Here is a 20824-nt window from a genome sequence, read left to right as displayed (position 1 = left end):
TAAATAAGCTGTCATTTTCATTTTATAAGCAGAGCAGTCATGGCTAAACCCATCTCGTCGGTTGTAATTGTTGGCGGCGGCACCGCCGGCTGGATGGCAGCGATCAGCCTGGCCCGGATGACCAGAACAGAGCCTTTACAGATCACCTTAATCGAATCCAGCCGGATCGGCACCGTCGGCGTGGGCGAAGCGACTATTCCTGGCATCGTGCATTTTAATCATCAGGTTGGCCTGGAAGAAATTGCCTTTATTAAGGCAACACAGGCGAGCTTTAAACTCGGGATCCAGTTCGAAAACTGGTATCAGCAGGACAGCCGGTTTTTCCATCCATTTTCTGATTTTGGTCTGCCAATCGATCAGGTCGCTTTTCATCATTATCTGAACCGGCTGGCACTGGCTGGCCATCCGGTGAATTTTGAAGACTATTCTTTTGCCAGCGTGCTGGCGCGGCACGACAAATTTGCTCAGCCGCACCCGCAGCCCAGCTCGCCACTGGCCGATTTTAATTATGCCTATCACTTTGACGCCTCGTTATACGCGGCCTACCTGAAACAACATGCGATGGCCGCCGGCGTCAAACACCTGGATGCGGAGATCAGTCAGGTCGTGCTGCAGCCGACCACAGGTTTTATTGATCAGCTGGTGCTGGATAATGGCGAAACCCTCAGTGCCGAACTGTTTATCGACTGCTCCGGTTTTCGCAGTCTGTTACTCGGCGAAGCGCTGGGCGTCGGCTATCAAAGCTGGCAACAGTGGTTATTATGTGATGCGGCGCAGGCGGTCCAAACGGTCCGTACCGGTCCGATCCTGCCCTACACCCGTTCGATCGCGATGGATGCCGGCTGGCAGTGGCGCATCCCATTGCAACACCGGATGGGCAATGGACACATCTATGCCAGCGCTTTTTGCAGTGACGAATCCGCCCGGCAGACATTGCTGGATACGGTCGAAGGTGAAGTACTGAACAGCCCGCGCAAGCTAAGTTTTACGCCGGGCCGGCGCGACGTGATCTGGCACAAAAACTGTTTTGCCCTCGGTCTTGCCAGTGGTTTCCTGGAACCTCTGGAATCCACCAGCATCTCATTGGTGCAGACGGCGCTGGCCAAACTGCAGGCGTTTTTCCCGGATCAGGATTTTGCCCCTGCCGCGATTGCCGAAGTGAACCGGCTGCATAATGCCGAGCTGGAAAATATCCGTGATTTCCTGATCCTGCACTACAAACTGACTGACCGGCGCGATTCTGAATTCTGGCGTTACTGCGCCGCGATGCAGGTACCGGATACTCTGCAGCATAAAATGGACCTGTACCGCGAACGCGGTCATCTGGTGCAATATGATCAGGAATCGTTTAAAGGCGCCAGCTGGCTGGCGATGTACAACGGCTATCGGTTTCAGGCGCAGGGCTATGACCCAAGAGCCGGTCAGGTGCCGCTAGACCTGATGCAACAACGGCTAACTCAGCTCAAGCAATCGATCCAACAAGCCGCAGGTTCGGCCGTCAGTCATCAGGACTTTATCAGCCGCCACTGCGCCGCGACGCCGCTCTGAACCATCAGATGCAAGATTGCTGAACCCCTTGCGTTTTCAGGCGCCGGGGCTCAGTACGCCCTCACATCAGCTTTGGCGCCGCACAATATTGGCGAAGGAAATCGCCGTGTGACGGCTGTGTCTGCGCATAACGCAAAATACCTTGTTGGCCAGCCTGCAGGCTCTGCTGTAGTTTCTGCGCATTTAGCGCGTCAACGGTTGGGTTATACCGAGTCGGGAGCACGCCCATGCCGGTGAATACTGCATACCAGCTGGTCGGCTGGAACAACTCTTCGGCGCCCGGAATAATGCTGCCGCTGTGGCGGAAATAATCCAGTTTATAGCGCAGGCTGTCGGAGACCGGCATCTGCTGACACCAACGCCAGAACTCGGTGTCGCTGCGGTTGGTTTCGCAATAATGTAGTGCCAGAAAATCGCGGATCTCCTGATAATCGCTGTACACCCGGCGGTTAAATTCATTGCGCAGCGCGCTGTTGTCACCCCGGTCCGGGAACATCCGCACAAACAGCGCCAGCGTTTTTGACACTAAGTGAATGGCCGTCGATTCCAGCGGTTCGAGAAAACCCTGTGCCAGTCCGAGCGCCAAACAATTGCGTTGCCACGGTTGTTTGCGAATGCCGGTGACAAAAGGGATCACACGTGGCTCGATCAGCGGTGTCCCTTCAACTGTCTGCAACAACGTCTGTTTCGCCTGTTCGTCGCTGATAAAATCACTGCAATACACATACCCGTTACCAGCACGGTGTTGTAGTGGAATTTGCCAGGTCCAGCCGGCATCCTGCGCACGGGCGATGGTATAAGGCCTTGGATCTGCGACATTTTCAGTCTGTACCGTCACCGCTCTGTTGCAAGGCAGCATATAGGACCAGTCTTCGTAACCGGCTTTTAATGTCTGTTCAATCAACAAACCACGAAAGCCGGTGCAGTCGATAAAAAACTCGCCAGTTAATACCCGGCCATCATCCAGCAGCAATTCCTTGATATCGCCACAAGGATGCTGCTGCACCGCTGCGATTTTACCTTCGTGGCGCACCACGCCGAGGTTTTCTGCATACCGGCGTAAATATTGTCCGACCAATGCCGAATCCAGATGCAACGCGTATTGCGCCATCGCCAGCGGCGTATTGACAGCCTGATGTGGCAGGAAAAACTTATTGGCTTCGGCCAGCACCGCTTCAGGCGAATGAGACATCAGCGACGACGGATCGCCCATCGCCCGGCATTTTAACCAGCACTGATAAAAATCATGGCCATCGATTTGTTTGCCTAATACACCAAAGGGGTGAAAATAACCTTGTCCTTTAGTGTGCCAGTCTTCAAAACGAATGCCCCATTTAAAAGTGGCTTGGGTCGCTTTGATAAATTCAACCAAATCAATACCAAGGCTCTCCAACGTGGCGAGTAGTGGCGGAATCGTCGCTTCGCCGACACCGATAATACCGATCTCTGCTGATTCCACCAGCTCAATACGGACATTACTGCCAGCAAAGATCCGCGCCAGCGTTGCTGCGGCGATCCAGCCGGCGGTACCACCACCGGCGATGACAAATTTTTCAATCGGTTGTGCTGTCATTGTGTTCACTTGCTGGCCCCTGCTACTGCTTGCGGCATGCTCTGATAGCCACAGAAACGCCGTAAAAATTCCTGATGTTCCGGCACCGCCTGCACGGTCCGGCTGATGTAGTCACGCATCTGCTGTAACTGCGCTAATAACTGTTGTGGCGGCAAACTGTCGGCTCTGGCGTTAAAGGCGCCGGGTTTAACCCCCAGGCCGTCATACAACGCCAGCCAGCTGTCCGCACCAAAGATTTCCCACGGCAGCCGCGGCACCTCTGCATGATCCTGATAGGCCTGCATTTTGTCCGCCAGCTCGGGTGGCAATGTCATGGCCCGGCTTTGTCGCCACAACGGCGCATCATCGCGCTGATTCGCTTTGTAATGCAGGATAATAAAGTCACGGATCCGTTCGTATTCGAGCTTGGTGACTTCATTAAACCGATCGATATCGGTCTGATCATAAGCCGGCGTACTGAAGGTTTGCAGCAGCCGGTCAATTGAGGTTTCAATCAGGGCGATACTGGTCGATTCCAGCGGCTCGAGAAATCCGGACGCCAGCCCAAGCGCGACACAGTTTTTCACCCAGGCTTGCTTGCGCCGGCCCGGCGTAAAACGGAACTGGCGTGGGTTGTGCAGTGGCTGACCGCTGACATGCGACAACATAGTTGCAGTGGCTTCATCATCGCTGATGCAGGCACTGGCATAAACATACCCATTGCCATGGCGGTGCTGTAACGGAATTTGCCACTGCCAGCCGGCACTGTGGGCGGTTGCTTTAGTGCGTGCCACCGGCGCACCGCTGACTTCACTTTGTACCGCAATGGCCCGATCGCAGAACAACCATTGCGACCAGTTCTCGTAACCGCTTTGCAGTGCTTCTTCAATCAGCATGCCTTTAAAGCCGGTACAGTCGACAAAAAAGTCGCCCTTGACCACTTCCCCGCTTTGTAACACCAGCGCCTCAATACCATTGGCATTGGTCAGCACCTGGTCGATCATTGCATCAGTGCGCTCTACCCCGCGGGCCTCGCTGTATTCGCGCATCAACACCGCAAAGCGCGAGGCATCAAAATGCAGCGCCCAGTCAAAAATACTCAGCATCGATTGCGGCTGTGGCGCCGGTAAACAAAATTTGTTCTGCTGCGCCAGATTCACGCCGAGTGAATAAGCCGCCAGCGGCGTGGTGTCACCGAGCTGCTGCGCTTTGAGATAACAATGAATAAAAGGCACATCCTGCACCTGCTGGCCAAACAGACCAAACGGGTGGATAAAACTGCTGCCAACAGTGCGCCAGTTGCGAAATTCGATGCCAAGTTTACAGGTCGCTTTGGTCGCCGCGATTACTTGCGGATCGGTCAGGCCAAGCCTGGCGTAAAACCGGCGGATGCTGGGAATAGTCGATTCCCCCACCCCGACTGTACCCAGTTCCGACGATTCAATCAGCCGGATCTGTACCGGCTGAGCCCGGAATTGGGGCGTAGAAAAATGCTGACAAAGCGCCGCGGCGCACATCCAGCCGGCTGTGCCGCCACCGACAATCACAATGGTTCTTATTGTAGTTTTTTGCATGATTATTGTTGCTCTGTCTGCTGTGAATTTGCTGCACTTGCCAGTGCTACCTTATTGCAGTTTCTGCTGAAAAAAAACCGCCGCAGAGGCTGCGACGGTTTTATTTTTTAGCAATCAACTGCGCTTAGAACTTCACACGTACACCGGCAGTCCAGCGTGCTTCATACACGTTCTGGAAAGCTTTTTGGCTTTCGAATTCCAGATAAGTTTGCTGGAATTCTTCAGTGATGTTCGAACCGTTCACATAGAAGCTGGTCATGTCGTCGTAATCATATGACACGCTCAGATCTAACTGTGAATACGTGTCCTGATACAGTGACTGGCCGCCAACCGCATCTGAACCCTGAGTGATCAGACGTGGGCTGCGTGAGTTCCATGCCAGACGGGTTGAGAAACCACCCTGTTCATACCACACCACAAAGTTGTAAGTATCTTCTGACATGCCTGGGAATGGTAACTCTTTACCCAGTACATCTTTTTTGTCTTGTTTCGATTTGCTCAGCGTATAGTTCGCATCTAAACCGAAGTGCGACAGGAAGCTGCCTTCATCCAGCACGTCATTCAATGCCAGACGACCACCGATCTCCAGACCCGTCACGTTGCCGCCGTCACCCTGAACTTGTGTGGTGAATGGCCACGGACCCCGTTTCACACCGTCCAGATCCGGCTCATCAACCATGATTTCGCCGCTCTTCGTGAAGCTTTCGATGTCGATTTTGTAAGTCGACAGGTAAGCCATTGACGCGCTGCCCATGTAGTATTCTGCTGACAACGAGAAGTTGTCTGAACGCCATGGATTCAGGCTTGGGTTACCAGTCAGGTTGCCGTTACGTACGCGCAGACAGTTACAGCTGCCGTCGATGGTCATACCGACCGACTTACCGCCCCCCCAGACCATCAGGTCCAGCGGTTGCATGTTTTTCGAGAACGCACCACGCAGGATCACATCTTCTGCCGCTTCAACATTGACGTTCAATGATGGCAGGTAGTCCGTGTAGGTGCGGGTTGTCACTGCGTCACCGGCATCTGGTGCCAGGCCGCTGTGTGGTAAGTTCTGACCAGTCAGGTTTTGTTTGACGTACAGTTCGGTTTCAATCACTTTGATACCGAAGTTACCGCTGACAATACCTTGTTCGAAATTGGCTTGTGCGAAGTAGTTGAATTCATCCAGACCAACATCATAGCTGGCGCCAGCGTTTTCAACGCGCTTCACATTACCGAAGGTTTTTTCGTGGAATGCACGTGGGTCACGGAAGTTATTTGGATCAATCACCCAAACACCCGGAATACCCTGTACACCACCAAAGTTAGTCTGATAAGACACTGTGGTGTATTTATCCAGACGAGTTGGGCCTAACAGTGTGTATGGCATCCAGGTGCCCGCTTTGATCACCTGACCATCAAACACAGTATCAACTTTCAGTTTTTCACCCGCTGCAGCATTGCCTTCACAGCCTGCTGAGTTGATGTACTGATCCACCGCTTTCCACTGCGCGATATCACAGCCATTACCGAAATCTGATGTGTAAGTGAAGTCAGCACGGTCAACCGCACGTTCCAGTGCGCGGATACCGAAATCGACGCTCTTCACGAAGCCTTCCTGGAACTCATAGTTCCATTTGGTGCTGATAGTATTGATTTCACCATTGGTATCAGTGTTGCCTTCTGAAGAGAACGCACCGATGTGGTAAGAATTCAGATCTGCCATGTAGGCCGCAACACTACGTGCGCCAGCGCCACCATTAACGATTTGATCAAAACCACCGAATACCGGGTGTTTGCCTGACGCGTCATAAGTCAGCAGGAACTTGTTGTCTTCGATACCACCTGGTGAGAAACGGGCGAAACAGCCACCGTTCACGCCAACAATGGCTTCACCGTTTTTACAGTTAGCGCCTTGTGAGAACTGACCAGGGCCTGTCACCAGGGTGCCTTTGTCGATGCTCAGCATATCGCCTTCACCGTAACCGTGGCGCATGGTGTGTGATGCGTCAGCGCGCGTCACGCGGATGTCGCCTTTCAGCGGGCCGCCCTGATCGATTTTCAGTTGCAGGTTCAGGTTGCGTGATTTTTCTTCGTTGATATTCACCTGAGTGAATGACTGCATCCGCCATGGACGCAGCTGGAACGCATTGACAGCTTCCCACGCATTGCCATCTTTGTCCGTGAATTTGTCACCGGTACGACCATTGGCAGTTGGGAATGCATAGTCATTGAACGTGTACCAGCGGTTGTTTTGTGAGAAACCACTGCGGGCGTTAAAACGTTCCTGATCGGTATAGAAATAATCAGCGATCAGTTCAAAACCGCTGGCCACTTCAGCCTGGAAAGATGCCTGGAACGCGTTACGATCACGCTCTTCCTGCTTGTTAAAAGCGGCAAAACCTTGTGGTACAACGTGGCGGACTTTATCGCCGCGCGGGTTAGCACCCCAGGTATGGTTGTTGTTAGCTGCACCGATACCGCCATTTTCAGAGGTATCGAAATAACCGTTGTAGTCGGTCGCCAGATTGGCTTCTGAGGTCACGGCTGAAACCAGCACGCCCCATTTGTCTTCACGGAATGAAAACAGGCCGTTGACTGACGGATCAGTTTCTTTGCTGATAGAACCACGGGTGGCTTCAGCACCACCGGCAAAAGTGAAACCTTCTTCCATATCAAATGGACGACGGGTTCTTAAATCAATCGAACCTGAAATGCCTTTGGCGCTTTGTTTGGCTTCGCCAGATTTAAATACATCAACACCAGAGAACAGTTGTGATGGCAGATCACCGTAGTCGGCACGCGAAGAGTCAATCGTCGTCGCACTTAAAAATACTTCGCCATTTAGTGTGGTATCAATTTGTGGTAAGCCACGGATCGCCACCGGACCACCTTCACCTGCCACACGTTCAATCTGCACACCGGTGATCCGCTGCAGTGAATCTGCGATGGTGACGTCCGGTAACTTACCGATGTCTTGCGCCGTGATACCGTCTACCTGTGAAGTACCAAAACGTTTGGTGTTAATTGAAGCGGCAGTACTGGCACGGATACCGCGAACCTGGATCACTTCGATTTGTTGTTCTTTTTGTTGCGCGCCATCAGCCTGTGCCTGCTGAGCGAATACCGGCGCTGTAAACGCCACAGTACCAACCATCAGACCCAGTTTGACTGCTACGGCACATTTATTCATTTTATTGTGCGACATAAGCTTCTCCCATTCCTGTTTTTTTCTTCGTGTGCGATGAATTTTTTCTGTCCTGCAATGACAACGCTGTCATTAAATCTCAACATACACAAATTAAATTTACTTTGCAAACCCCATTCGCTGATTTTTTAGACTGATTTTGCCGTTCAGGACAATCGGCTGATCGTGGTTGATATTAGGACAAGACAGCGAGTTCATCCTTGTCTAGCCGCCAAATACATCTATAACAATATGTATTTATTGCACTTTTTTAATTGATAAATTTTATCTCCCGCCTGCTGCTCATTTTTTGTTAAATAAACAATTGCTGTTTTGGCCAAAACGTTGTATCCCTTAGTTCAATAATTCTTACAAAATGACTACCGCTGTCATTGCTGGCGTAAAGCGCCGGTTTTTCGGGCTGTTACCGCTATTGTAAACACCCGGCTGACAGCCTTTAATTTGCCTGGAAGCGCTATGAAAGTAACGATTAACGACGTCGCCGAACGGGCCGGAGTGTCCATCAAAACGGTGTCGCGGGTGATGAATAATGAGCCCTCGGTCAAAAAGACCACACTGGATAAAGTCACCGCAGCAATTGCTGAGCTGAATTATCAGCCGAACGCGGCCGCCCGCAACCTGGCCAGTACCCGCTCTTACAGCATTGGTTATATCTACGATAACCCGAACGCCTATTACATCATCGACATGCAAAAAGGTTTGCTCGATGCGTGCCGCAAGCATGGTTATGAACTGTTGATCCACCCAACCAATGCCAAGTCCGCCAATATTGTGCAGGAAGTGATTGATGTGGTGCAGCATGCGCGCCTGGCCGGTCTGGTGCTGACGCCGCCATTTTCCGAAATGCCGGAAATAGCCGAAGCGCTGGAACGGATTGAAGTGGATTTTGTCCGGATCATTTCCGGCTCTACACCGTCGCCGAAGCTGACTAATTGTGTGTTAGTCGACGACTTCACTGCCGCCTTTAAAATCACTAACCATTTGCTGGAACTGGGCCACACTGATATCGCGTTTTTATGCGGTGATGAAGAACACAGCTCCAGTGGCGAACGTCTGGCGGGCTTTCAGGCAGCACTGACGAAACGCGGTATTCAGGCCAATCCGAAATTTGTTTTACCGGGTAGCTACTCGTTTGAATCCGGCATCAAAGGCGCCAAGCACTTGTTAGGCCTGGCACATAAACCAACGGCGATCTTTGCCTGTAACGACGAAATCGCTGCCGGTGCGTTGTTTAGCGCCCGGCTGGCCAACGTGGCTATTCCAGAGCAGTTATCGATCGTTGGTTTTGAAAACAGCCCGTTCTCGCGCCAGACCTGGCCACCGCTGACCACCGCCAACCAGCCAAATAGTACTATCGCCTCGCAAGCGGCCGAATTGTTATTCCGCCACACCAGACCCGGCAATACCCGCAGTGCCGTTGAGCAACAACCGGTATTTATTCCGGAATTACTGGTGCGTGAATCCACCGCCATCTGCCCGCGCTGACAAACACTCACAACAAAAAAGGAGCCAACCGGCTCCTTTTTTATTACAACGACTTAGTCGTTAAGGCGCTACAGCCTGCATCATCAGTGCAGACAGATAACCACCATAAGTGCCCAGCGCATAACCTAATACGGCCAATAACACGCCCACCGGCGCTAATGACGGATGGAAAGCTGCAGCAACCACAGGGGCCGAAGCGGCGCCGCCGATATTGGCCTGACTGCCAACTGCCATGTAAAACACCGGCGCTTTCAGTAATTTCATCATGCCAAGTAACAAAGCGGCATGGATCGAGATCCAGACTAAACCAACGAGGAACATCACCGGATAATCGACGATGGCAGTCACATCCATATGCATACCAATAGTGGCGACCAGGATATACACCATCACCGAACCAACTTTAGACGCGCCTGTGGCTTCGAGGTGACGCAGCTTGGTACCGGATAACAGCAGACCAAAAGTCGTCGCCAGTACCACAATCCAGAAGAAGGTACTGGTCAGGCTATACATCGCCAGTTCTGGTGCGTGCTGTTCAATCCATGGTGCAATGATGTTGGCCAGCCAGTGCGACAGACCTGCCACACCAAAGCCAACAGCAATAATCATCATCAAATCATTGGTGGACGGATTGCGGGAGTTTTCTGCCTGATATTTCTCAATTTTGCCTTTTAAATGCTCCAGCGCGCGGGTATCAGCACCATTGGCTTTATCCAGGCGCGCTGCATTTGCTGCCATCCATAACAACACCGCAGTCCAGATATTGGCAACCAGCACATCGACCGTGATCATCACCGAGAAGATCTCGCCGCTTGGCTGAAACACTTCTTTCATCGCAGCCTGGTTGGCACTGCCGCCGATCCAGCTGCCGGCAATAGTCGACATGCCGCGCCAGGCCGCATCTGCACCCTCGCCACCCAGCTGCTCCGGGAAAAAATGGCCAACAGTCGCCAGCGCAATGGGCCCACCCAGCACGACGCCGACAGTACCGGTTAAGAACAATACTAATGCTTTAGGGCCTAAACCCAGAATGGCGCGAAAATCGACGCTCAGCGTCAGCAACACCAGACAGACTGGCAACAAATAACGCGAAGCCATCTGATACAGTTGCGAATGTTCGCCATCAATAATGCCAAAGCTGTTAAATAACGACGGAATGAAATAACACAGCAGTACCGAAGGTACATACCGGTAAAATTTTTGCCAAAACGGATTGGCACTATGGCTGGTATGAAATACAAATCCGAGGATCAGCGCCAACAAGCCGAGGACGACGGCGTCGTTGGTGATCATAGCGGTTGAAGTCTGCATGCAGAATTCCTTACGTGACAGGTCTACAGAATGAAGTGCAACTGAGCAGGACTTTTTCCGACTTAACGCGAAACAACGGCACAACACATTGTTATCAGCTGTTTTTTACGGTCTAAACTGCGAATGAAGCACGAGATAATTTTATTGTTATGCACCGAAACATAGCATAGATATAGGCTCTGGCAAAGACTTGTGCGGTTTTCTGACTGCTCAGCGCTATGAATGACCTTGTGTGAAGTTCTTCGCAATCTAGTCCCGTTGTGCCGCCATCGCCGGCTGCAGTTAACTGCATTGGTGTTGTTATTTTCACCAGCTGCTTTTCATCTGTGCACGCTATAGCACTAAAGTACCGTTTACCTGCCGTGCACAACCTTCTAGCCTGAAGATTGAATATCTGATGAAGTTCAGAACAGAATTTTTGCAAAAAGAGGCAGTTATGCGGGTTTTCATCACAGGTGGCAGCGGTGGTATCGGGTTTGCGGTGGCTTCAGCTTATGCCGCAGACGGACATGAAGTGATCCTGGCGGATATTAATCTGACGCTGGCACAGGAAAAAGCCGCGGAGCTGGTCGCAGCCGGCGGTATCGCCTCCGCCATGTTATTAGATTTAACGCAACAACAAAGTATCGAACAAGCGGCAGCAGCAGCCGGTGCTGTGGATATTCTGGTCAATAACGCCGGAATTCAGCATGTCGCCCGGCTTGAAGAATTTCCGGAACACAAATGGCAGCAGCTTTTACAAGTCATGCTGACTGGCCCGGCGATGCTGAGCAAAGCCCTGCTGCCCGGCATGCGCAGTCGTGGCTTTGGCCGCATTATTAATGTCGGTTCTATCCATGCGCTGATCGCGTCGCCGTTTAAATCCGCTTATGTCGCAGCAAAACATGGCTTGTTGGGTTTTAGCAAAGTCGTTGCGTTAGAGAATGCCGATTTTGATTTCACCATTAACACCATTTGCCCGGCTTATGTGCGCACGCCATTGGTTGACGCGCAAATTGCCGCGCAGTGCAAAGAGCATCAGCTCAGCGAAACGGAAGTGATTGAAAAAATCATGCTGGCGCCGATGCCGCAAAAAGCCTTTATCGGTGTTGATGAAATTGCCGCCACAGCAATGTTTTTGACCGCACCGGCCGCCCGGCATATCACCGCCCAAACACTGGTACTTGACGGCGGCTGGACGGCGCGTTAAGCCCAATCGTTACAGGGTAAACGGCCGGCGGATGCTTTGCGCCAGCAGGAACTTCAGGCACAATCAAAGGCTTCGCGGTGGAACCGGTAACATCTGAGATGATTCTGAGTCAGGGCAGTATTGGCATTGGCAGCATTGCCGCGCTGTCGCTGCTCTATTTATTGGTGTTATACAGCGTCGGTCGCCTGGGCCGGCGTTTTACCGGTAAACATCCATTGGCGCCTTGGGTGTTCAGTTTTGCGCTCGCCATTTACTGCACCAGCTGGGCTTTTTATGGCGTCACCGCGCAGGCCGCCGTCAATGGCTGGTGGATCCCCCCTACATATATCGGATCGTTGTTACTGTTCTGGTTTGGCTTTGGCCTGATCAGCCGCATTGCCATGGTCTGCCGCCGGCTGCGCATTACCTCAGTCGCCGACTTTATTGCCACGCGTTATGGCCACTCGCGCTTGCTTGCCGTGATCACCACGCTGATTGTATTAATGGCGGTGATCCCTTATATCGCGCTGCAGTTACAGGCGGTATCAACCAGTATCAACGCCTTGGTTGGCACCGATAAACTGATTGGCACTGGCAAAGCAACACTTTGGTATCAGGACACCGGCCTCTATGTCAGCCTGTGGTTAGCCGTTTTTGCCATGTTATTTGTTGGTCGCAGTGCCAAGGCCCACCAACCCAATCCGGGTCTGATGACCGCCATCGCCTTTGAGTCTCTGGTCAAACTACTGGCACTGTTGGCAGTCGGTTGTTTTGTTGTGTTTGGTTTGTTTGATGGCTTTGCCGATATTTTTGCCAAAGCGGCGCTGTCCAACGAGGTGGCCACGCTGCAAAGTCAGGGCGCACCGGTTTCGGTGTACTGGATCCATGTCTTGCTCGGTTTTGCCGCCACGTTATGCCTACCACGCCAGTTCCATGTCAGTTTTGTCGAAATTCAGCACCTGCGGCATCTGAAGCATGCGCGTTGGATCTTCCCGGGTTACCTGCTGCTGATGAGTCTGTTTACGCTGCCGGTGGCACTCGCCGGCACCTTATTGTTGGGCCATCATGCCAGTATCGATTTAGTCGTGCTGCAGCTGCCATTATTTGCCAATCGCACCGACATGGCGCTGCTGGCCTATCTTGGCGGTTTTTCTGCGGCCACCAGTATGGTGATCGTTGCCACTGTGGTGCTGGGCATCATGATCACCAACGACTTGCTGACACCGCTGATTTACCGGCAGCAACAAAAACCGGCCGATGGCAAACCCTGGATCCGGATGGTGACGCTGCGCCGGTTGTCGATGCTCAGTGTGTTAACGCTGGGCTATCTGTATTACCTGTTGATCGGCACAGAAACCGGCCTGGCTCAGCTCGGGCTGATGGCATTTGCTTTGATTGCCCAACTGGCGCCGGCGCTGATTTTAGGGCTCAGCAGCCGGCGGGTGAACCGTCAGGGTGCATTGGCTGGTTTACTCAGCGGTGCCGCGCTTTGGGCCTATATTCTGTTATTGCCCGAACTCAGCCGCGCCGGTCTGTTACGCTGGGACTGGCTCAGTCAGGGCCCTTTTGGCCTGTCGGCCCTGGCACCGAATGCGTTATTAGGCGGTCAGTTTGACCTGATCAGTCTCGGTGTCGTGGTCAGTCTCAGTGTCAATACGCTGATGTTGTTGCTGGTCAGCCAGCTCAGTCAGACCCGGCTGACTGAATATCTGGAAAGCGCACGTTTTTTCCGCCAGAGCAAACCGCAAGCCACGCAGCCGTCGCCGCCGCTGACGGTCCAGGATTGTTATTTACTGGTGCGTCGATTTGCCGGCGAACGCGAAGCACGGCTGCTATTACAACGCCACTTTAAAAGCACCACACCACAACTGGAAGCACGGGCACCGCAAAGTCTGCAACAAAGCGCCGAACGCACACTGGCCGCCGTCGTCGGTGGTGCGTCGATGCGATTGCTGCTGAATGCCGCCGGCAAAAACAGCCAGTTACCGCTGGAATCGGTGGCCCGCTTCGTCGACGAAGCCAGTCAGGTGTATTTGTTTAATCAGGCGCTGCTGCGCGCCACTATCGACAATATCAGCATGGGCATCAGTGTGGTGGACGCTGACCTGCGGCTGATTGCCTGGAACCAGCGTTATTTGCAGATGTTTGCTTATCCCGCTGGTTTGATTGAAGTCGGTCGGCCAGTGGCAGATTTGATCCGCTACAACGCTGAACGCGGTTGGTTTCACGATGCCGCCATGCCGGATGCGACGCAAATCAGCGCCGAGATCGAAAAACGGCTGAATTTCCTGCGTCAGGGCAGCAGTTATCGTTTTCAGCGCCGCCAGCGCGATGGCCGGGTATTTGAGATGCAGGGTCATCCGTTACCGGGCGGTGGTTTTGTCACGACTTACAGCGATGTCAGCTCTTTTATCGCCGTGCAGCAACAACTGGAAGCCAGTAACAGCACACTGGAACAACGCGTGATGAGCCGCACCTCAGAACTGGAACTGCTGAATCAGCAGCTGGCCACTGCCAAACAACAGCTGGAGGAACATACTGCCAGCAAAAACCGTTTTTTTGCCGCCGCCAGCCACGATTTATTACAGCCGTTTAATGCTGCCGCCTTGTTTTGTGGCCTAATCCGCGAAAAAAGCACCGACGCGCAGGTGCAGCAATTAGCCCGGGATCTGGCGGCGTCGCTCAATTCCGCCGAAGAACTGCTGGCCAGTATTCTGGAACTGACCAAACTCGATGCCGGCGTGATCAAAGCGCAAAAGGCACCGGCCAGTGTTGGCAGTCTGCTCGATCAAATCGCCCGGGAAGCTGGTTTATTATCTGCAGGTAAACCGATCCAGTTCCGCTACCGGCCAAGCCGGCTTTGGGTAGACACTGACAGCCGCTTATTGCGTCGCGTCGTGCAGAATCTGGTCGCCAACGCTTTACGCTACACCCCACAGGGCAAAATTCTGCTGGGCTGCCGGCGCACCCGGCTGCAGGGAGCACCAGCACTACGCATCGAGGTTTGGGATACCGGCATTGGCATCCGCCCGGATGAACAGCAACGGATCTTTTTGGAGTTTCAGCAAGGCAAACAGGCGGACAATCAGGGTTTAGGTATTGGCCTCGCCATCAGCCAGCGCATCAGTGATTTGCTGCAGCACCCGCTGACGCTGCGATCAGCGCCGGGTAAAGGCAGCTGTTTTGCCGTCACTTTGCCTTTGTGCACGGCTGCCGCGACGGCGGCTCCGGTGCTGGCGCCGCGGGAGCAACAAGTCAGTTTCAGCGGCAAAACGATTTTATTGCTCGATAACGACCCGCAGTTATCCGGCGCGGTGGCGGCACTACTCAGAAGCTGGGATTGTCAGGTGTTAGTCGCACAGCAGCCGGCACAGGCGCTGCATTGGCTCAGTGCCGGCCATCAGGTCGATTTATTGTTGTTTGATTATCATCTGGACCAGGGCGCGACCGGTGTCGAAGTGGCGATGCAGCTGCAGCAGCATTATGCACTGCAGGTGCCGGTGTTGATCCATTCGGCCGACCAGCAGCAACAAACGCGTGATCACGCACTGAATAACGGCTTCCACTTTATGCTGAAACCGTTAAAACCGGCCAATCTGAAACGGCTGCTACAACGCCTGCTGCGTTGATAAATACTGCTTTAATCCGCCGCCAGACAAGCGCGGTTGCGGCCGGCCAGTTTGGCCTGATACAAGGCGCGGTCAGCCCGCCGGAACAGTTGTTCGTAGTCTTCGTCGGTGCGCAGCTGCGCCACGCCAAAACTGGCGGTCAGCTGATGCACATCAGCGATATACACCTGTTGTAACTGCTCAATGATCCGCTCAGCGATATGCAGTGCCGCGGCGATTTCAGTGTGTGGCAATAACACGACAAACTCATCGCCGCCAAAGCGGCCAAGCAAATCAGCTGGCCGCAGCGACTGTTGTGCCAGCCGTGCCAGTTGCTGCAGCGCCTGATCACCAACATGGTGACCAAACTCATCGTTAATTCGCTTAAAATAATCGATATCAAACACCAGCAACGACAGCGGCTTGTGATCCTGCTGACTGCGGATAATTTCCAGTGCCGCGCGCTGTTCCAGCCGATCACGCGACGCCACCTGCGTCAGGCTGTCGGTGAATGCGACTTTGCGCAGCTGCAGGTTATCCGCCAACAAAGTTGGGATCGCCAAACCAAATAAGGTATTAGCCGCAATGACATTAATGGCAAATTGATAGACCATTACATAGTCCATCAAGCCAAACAGATGCACCCAGAACGCGATCAGGAAACTCGACAAAGCTACACTGCTGACATTCAGCAACGCTGATTCAGAACAGGCGATCCACATATGCGGGATCACCAGGAAGAAAATGGCAAAAGCGCTGTTGGGCGAGTCGGTGACCTTGGCCAACAGCATACAAAAAGTCAGTAACAGCGCATTCAGCAACAGTTTCATCAGATACTTTGAGCTGAACTGCTGTTGTTTGAGCCCGGCCAAATCCGTCAGCCGGAACAAAGCACTTGGCATCACGCGGCTTAACAAACCGACAAAAAACGGCGCCAGCACCATCACGCCGGCCATATCGCCAATCCAGAACGGCAGCCAGGTCGCCGCGACTTCCGCTTCGGCCATCATGTCCGTCACCACCAGCGTTGGGATCACCAGCCAGGTGGCGCAAAACGAACTGACCGCTGCGATCACTAAAAACTGCACGATGATGCGGCTGATATCGCGCGCACCTTGTTTTGCCAGCGTGCGCAGCACAATAGCGCCGACGGCATACGGCAGAATATGCGCCAGACCAAACAACAGCCCGGCTTTAAGCAACTGCAGTTCATCAAGTGAGATTTGGTAATGACGGGCGGTGTAAAAAGTGATCAGTACGCAGCCAGTCAATAAGGCCGGCAAGATGGAAAAACCAAGTAATAACAAAGACGCGAAAGTCAGACCCGCAACCGGATACCAAACACTGGCATGATGGGTATATTCCACCAGCCAGCCGATCTCAAACACCAGCAGCCAAAGGCATAACAATGCCACGTTGCGCAGCAACCAGGATTGCTGCAGCCTCTCCTGCCAGAGCCGGCGATCAAACAACGTTGCGCGGTGCAGACTTTCGGATTTCACTTACGACAACTTCCAGTAATAAATACTGCCATCATCACTACCACCGACCGCGGTGTTACCGTCGGGCGTCAGCGTCATGGGCCAGTTCATCAGCTTGGTGCCATATTGCCACAGCTGCTGACCAGAACAAGCATCGAACAGATAAAAGTTGCCCGGCGATTCGTTTTGATTGCTGCCGCCACTGCTTTCATCCGGCTTACCGTCGGTGGCACTGACCCGCGTTGCCGCCAGATCTAACGTCACGCCGGGATTGACCGCATATTGCACTGGTTTACTCCAGCGCAGCACAGGCCCCCACACCGGATAGTTGGCGATCTCCGACGCGGTTTGCTCTGCATCGACCCGATATAACACGCCGGCTTGCCCCTGATTAGCGCCAACGACTATCACCAACTGCAGGGTCGGCGTCTGGGTGATCGCAATGGCATAAGCGATATTCAGTCCGGTCAAATCTGGTTTGTAGACAAAGGCCGTGCTGGGCTGCACCGCCTGAAAAAAGGCACAACTGCCATCGTGTAACGCGGCGGCGGCATAAGCCCCGTCGGTGGTCGTAACCACCCGCATCACGCCCTGTGCTTGCTGATAGCTGGTCGCCGCGCCAAATTTGCCGTTATCCAGCACAATCTGCTGCACCAGACCGGTATACACCGGCTTGACGTTGTAATTAATCGCCCCGACCCAGACCCGGCTGCCATTTGGCGCCAGCACCGCGCTGTAGCTGGAAAAATCAGCCGGCAAAGCCATGCTGTCGCTGAGAGACCAGACCGGCGCCACAGTACTGCCGGTGGCATAGTGGTACAAACGTAATTCGTGCTGGAAATCCGCCAGCAATAAAGTGCCGTCGCTGCTAAATATCAGTTGATTGACCCGCGCCGGTAAATTGTTGTCCTGAAACAAAATGCTGCCAGTGTTGGCATCGAGGATACAAAGGAAGCCACAGGTTTTGCTGGTTTCACCACCACAAGCAGCAAAGCGTTTATCGTCGCTGACCGCAACCCAGAAAATGCCTTGCGTCACATTGGCGGCTGTAACCGGCACCGACCAGAGCTGGCTGCCGGTAGCGTCATAGCCATAAAAGTTAAACTGACCAGTACCAAATTCACTGGAGGTACCGCCGACCGTCAGTTGCCCATCCGGACTGACGGCGACTGAATTAACCTGTAAACCGGTTTGTGGTGTCTGTTGCCAGCTCGGCTGGCCATTGGTGGAGGTGGTGCTTGTCATCATGTCATCCTGTTGAGCAAAAATACCGTGCCCAGCATGCAACAAAGGTCGACGGACAGCAACATTCTGCTAACAGCAAATCCATCGGCAGAACCGGATTAACGCATCCCGGCCGGGCAATGAGCACTTTGCCAGCGCGATTCACTGCTCAGTTTAAATTGCACATCACCATTTTGCGCCTGACCCGGCAGCGGCATCTTATAACGACCGGTGCCCTGCATATTCATCTGCATCCATTGCGACGTTTTTAACGTGACTGTGCCTTGCAGCGATCCGGTGTAACCGCCTTGATCCTGACACTGGCCTTTGACCGACACTGTATTGGCAGTGCTGCCGGTCAGTTGCAGCTGGCAGCGGGGTAAGTCTTTTTTTGCCCGGCTCAGCCATTGCTCCGGGGTTTTTAATAAGGCGACTTCAGCGGCGGTCAGGCATTCCTGCGCAGTACTTAAGTCTTTTTTTGGCATCATACCGGCGACTAAAGCCCGTTGTTCTTCCGGTACTGCCGCCAGCACCTGTGACTGTAACGCCTGCATTTGCTTGAGAATATCTTCGCCATTGACCAGCACCTGATGCTGACTGCGCCAGTGCCCGGTTTGCGGCTGCAACTGCGTGGCGTGGCTGTGAAAAGTGTTGAACAAGGTGGAACAAGAAAGGATAAATAAAGTGAAACGGCGCATGCGGCGCTCTCCCGGGATGCTGAAGACTGGCAGTTAGAGGCTACAGGGTATCCGGAAGTTTCAGTTTTTCAAATAAGATCCCGGCCAGGGTGCGGTTATTGACATTGAGTTTGCGCAAAATCGCTGACACATGCTGCTTGACGGTGGTTTCCTGCACATTCATTTCATAGGCGATTTGTTTGTTTAACAGACCATCGGCAATCATTTTCAGCACACGAAATTGTTGCGGCGTCAGCTGCTCGAGCCGGCCAGCGAATTCTGCGTCAATCAGATCCTGCGCCTGCGCCACACTTTGTTGTAAATCGGCCGGTAACCAGGTCTCGCCGGCCATCACCGCATCGACCGCTTCGGTCAGCACTTCCAATGGCGCAGATTTTGGTAAATAAGCCGCAGCGCCCAGTTTCAGCGCCTGTTTAATCACGGCTGGATCTTCAATCGCCGACACCATCAGCACCGAAATATCCGGATATTCAGTACGCAATGCAGTCAGACCGGCAAAACCTTCGGCGTCCGGTAGTTTTAAATCGAGCAAAATAAGTTGAGTATCCGGATGTGCGCGCAGCAAAGGCCACAACTGCGCCATGCTATGCGCCTGATACAGGCTGGCATCCAGGCCCAGAATCGTCTGTAGCGCCTGCGACAAGGCAACACGGAATAACGGGTGATCATCAGCAATAATGGCAATCATAAGTCACAGGTCCAGACAGCAGAACGACCATGATGCGGTAGGGCGTGCAATGATGCAAGCGCGCATACTACCGCCCCCTTAAATATCTGCAAGATTCAAATAAAGCACCGACAAAAAAATATATAACCAAGCCATACACAATATGGTCTATCAAATCTACAAAATTCACCAGCCATGTAACTAATGTAAACATAACAATCAAAAGAACGACCTGAATAACGAAAACCCTAACCCTGTCAGCCGAAAAATTCAATTTCAGCGACGGCGCGGTTACTTTACGCAATGCTGAGATTTCAACAAAAACCGACAAGACGATCGAAACAAAAAATAAAACGATGAAAAATATGAACTGGTCACCACGAAAGTACTGATTAAAAAAATCAACACTGAATAACAAATATGATATAGCTGCTACTGCTGCATATGCGAAATATCTCAAGAAGCCACACCTCACTTTAAAAAAGTTAACTATACAGCATAAAACCTACATACGAAGCCATAAAAAAAAGACCAGCACAAATATCATTTATACTGACAGTATTCTGAATAGCTAGCTCCCTTGAGTTTGAAAACGAAATACTTACCAGCCGTTCTGTATTCCAGACTTGGAGCAACTAACAAGTAGGCCACCGCATCAATTAAAAACACTTCCTTATAGTTAACTTTATATCCTGGAAGCACTTTATGAAGTACATGATATGGCATTATTTCGCTAGCATTATTTTCTGAATAAAGATAAAGAACATCTTTAAACTTCTCACTCGAAAAAAACCGGCTGGGCCATACATCACCAGAATCAATGATTTCATCCAACTCTGCTTGTGACATCGAGTTTAATATGACCTGCCTATTCCTATAGCTATGCCACTTCGGATCGTCATAACGTCCGATAATCTCTATATTCCCGTCCGCATCCAGATCTACAATTTGAATAGCAGTAAAGGGAGTCCAACGCTCATCCGTATAATCTGGAATACGATGAATTATAATTTGATTAGTCAACTTCGCTCTGTAGATACTCCTTTCAGCACCTTTAGATTCAAATTTTTTCAGATAATTTTGAATCTCTGCACCACAAACCGCTTGGGCGTATGACATTACCGGGCTCAGTAAACCAGCCAACAATATCCATATTTTTATTTTCACCCTACCACCATTCATACCCTAAATTTCAAGGATTATATTTCCCACAATTTTTTGCGTTTAACCTGCATTGTAAAAAACTTCGCTACGACTACCTTCAGTTTTGTTTATAGGGCTGCATACAGACAGTTCTTTACCAATCAGAGTAATGCCT

Annotated in this window: 13 protein-coding genes; 4 read left to right on the top strand and 9 right to left on the bottom strand. The window is 52.2% G+C overall.

Annotated elements, in window-relative coordinates; all coding sequences use genetic code 11:
* Positions 1–39: 39 nt before the first annotated feature.
* Positions 40–1548, top strand: a complete 1509-nt coding sequence (locus tag ATY27_RS06520; RefSeq protein ID WP_208932093.1) for a tryptophan halogenase family protein — start codon at positions 40–42, stop codon at positions 1546–1548.
* A 61-nt stretch (positions 1549–1609) separates the two neighbouring features.
* Here ATY27_RS06520 and ATY27_RS06515 read toward each other — a convergent pair whose 3' ends face one another.
* The 3 genes from ATY27_RS06515 to ATY27_RS06505 form a co-directional block, all read right to left on the bottom strand.
* Positions 1610–3121: a tryptophan halogenase family protein gene (locus ATY27_RS06515; RefSeq protein WP_244151439.1), complete on the bottom strand. Its 1512-nt coding sequence runs from the start codon at positions 3119–3121 to the stop codon at positions 1610–1612.
* Positions 3122–3126: 5 nt separating this feature from the next.
* On the bottom strand, positions 3127–4674 hold the full coding sequence (locus tag ATY27_RS06510) for a tryptophan halogenase family protein (protein ID WP_208932095.1): 1548 nt from the start codon (positions 4672–4674) through the stop codon (positions 3127–3129).
* A gap of 124 nt (positions 4675–4798) precedes the next feature.
* On the bottom strand, positions 4799–7864 hold the full coding sequence (locus ATY27_RS06505) for a TonB-dependent receptor (protein ID WP_208932096.1): 3066 nt from the start codon (positions 7862–7864) through the stop codon (positions 4799–4801).
* Between the two features lie 456 nt (positions 7865–8320).
* Between ATY27_RS06505 and ATY27_RS06500 the strand changes: the two genes are divergently transcribed.
* On the top strand, positions 8321–9349 hold the full coding sequence (locus ATY27_RS06500; RefSeq protein ID WP_208932097.1) for a LacI family DNA-binding transcriptional regulator: 1029 nt from the start codon (positions 8321–8323) through the stop codon (positions 9347–9349).
* A 60-nt stretch (positions 9350–9409) separates the two neighbouring features.
* On the opposite strand, the gene ATY27_RS06495 is transcribed toward ATY27_RS06500, so the two are convergent.
* Complete coding sequence (locus ATY27_RS06495; RefSeq protein WP_208932098.1) at positions 9410–10660, bottom strand: DUF819 family protein; 1251 nt, start codon at positions 10658–10660, stop codon at positions 9410–9412.
* A 436-nt stretch (positions 10661–11096) separates the two neighbouring features.
* On the opposite strand from ATY27_RS06495, the gene ATY27_RS06490 reads away from it, so the two are divergent.
* Positions 11097–11849, top strand: a complete 753-nt coding sequence (locus ATY27_RS06490; protein WP_208932099.1) for a 3-hydroxybutyrate dehydrogenase — start codon at positions 11097–11099, stop codon at positions 11847–11849.
* Positions 11850–11926: 77 nt separating this feature from the next.
* Entirely contained in the window at positions 11927–15457 is a 3531-nt protein-coding gene (locus tag ATY27_RS06485) for a PAS domain-containing hybrid sensor histidine kinase/response regulator (RefSeq protein WP_244151365.1), read from the top strand.
* A gap of 11 nt (positions 15458–15468) precedes the next feature.
* On the opposite strand, the gene ATY27_RS06480 is transcribed toward ATY27_RS06485, so the two are convergent.
* The 5 genes from ATY27_RS06480 to ATY27_RS06460 form a co-directional block, all read right to left on the bottom strand.
* Entirely contained in the window at positions 15469–16938 is a 1470-nt protein-coding gene (locus ATY27_RS06480; RefSeq protein WP_244151366.1) for a diguanylate cyclase, read from the bottom strand.
* Positions 16939–18165: a WD40 repeat domain-containing protein gene (locus tag ATY27_RS06475; protein ID WP_244151367.1), complete on the bottom strand. Its 1227-nt coding sequence runs from the start codon at positions 18163–18165 to the stop codon at positions 16939–16941.
* A 95-nt stretch (positions 18166–18260) separates the two neighbouring features.
* Positions 18261–18839, bottom strand: a complete 579-nt coding sequence (locus tag ATY27_RS06470; RefSeq protein WP_208932101.1) for a DUF3617 family protein — start codon at positions 18837–18839, stop codon at positions 18261–18263.
* Between the two features lie 40 nt (positions 18840–18879).
* Positions 18880–19527: a response regulator transcription factor gene (locus ATY27_RS06465; RefSeq protein WP_208932102.1), complete on the bottom strand. Its 648-nt coding sequence runs from the start codon at positions 19525–19527 to the stop codon at positions 18880–18882.
* A gap of 522 nt (positions 19528–20049) precedes the next feature.
* Positions 20050–20625, bottom strand: coding sequence for a hypothetical protein (locus ATY27_RS06460; protein WP_208932103.1), 576 nt, complete (start codon positions 20623–20625; stop codon positions 20050–20052).
* Positions 20626–20824 lie beyond the last annotated feature (199 nt).

Source organism: Rheinheimera sp. F8 (assembly GCF_001518915.1).
This window is presented reverse-complemented; position numbering and strand designations above follow the sequence as displayed.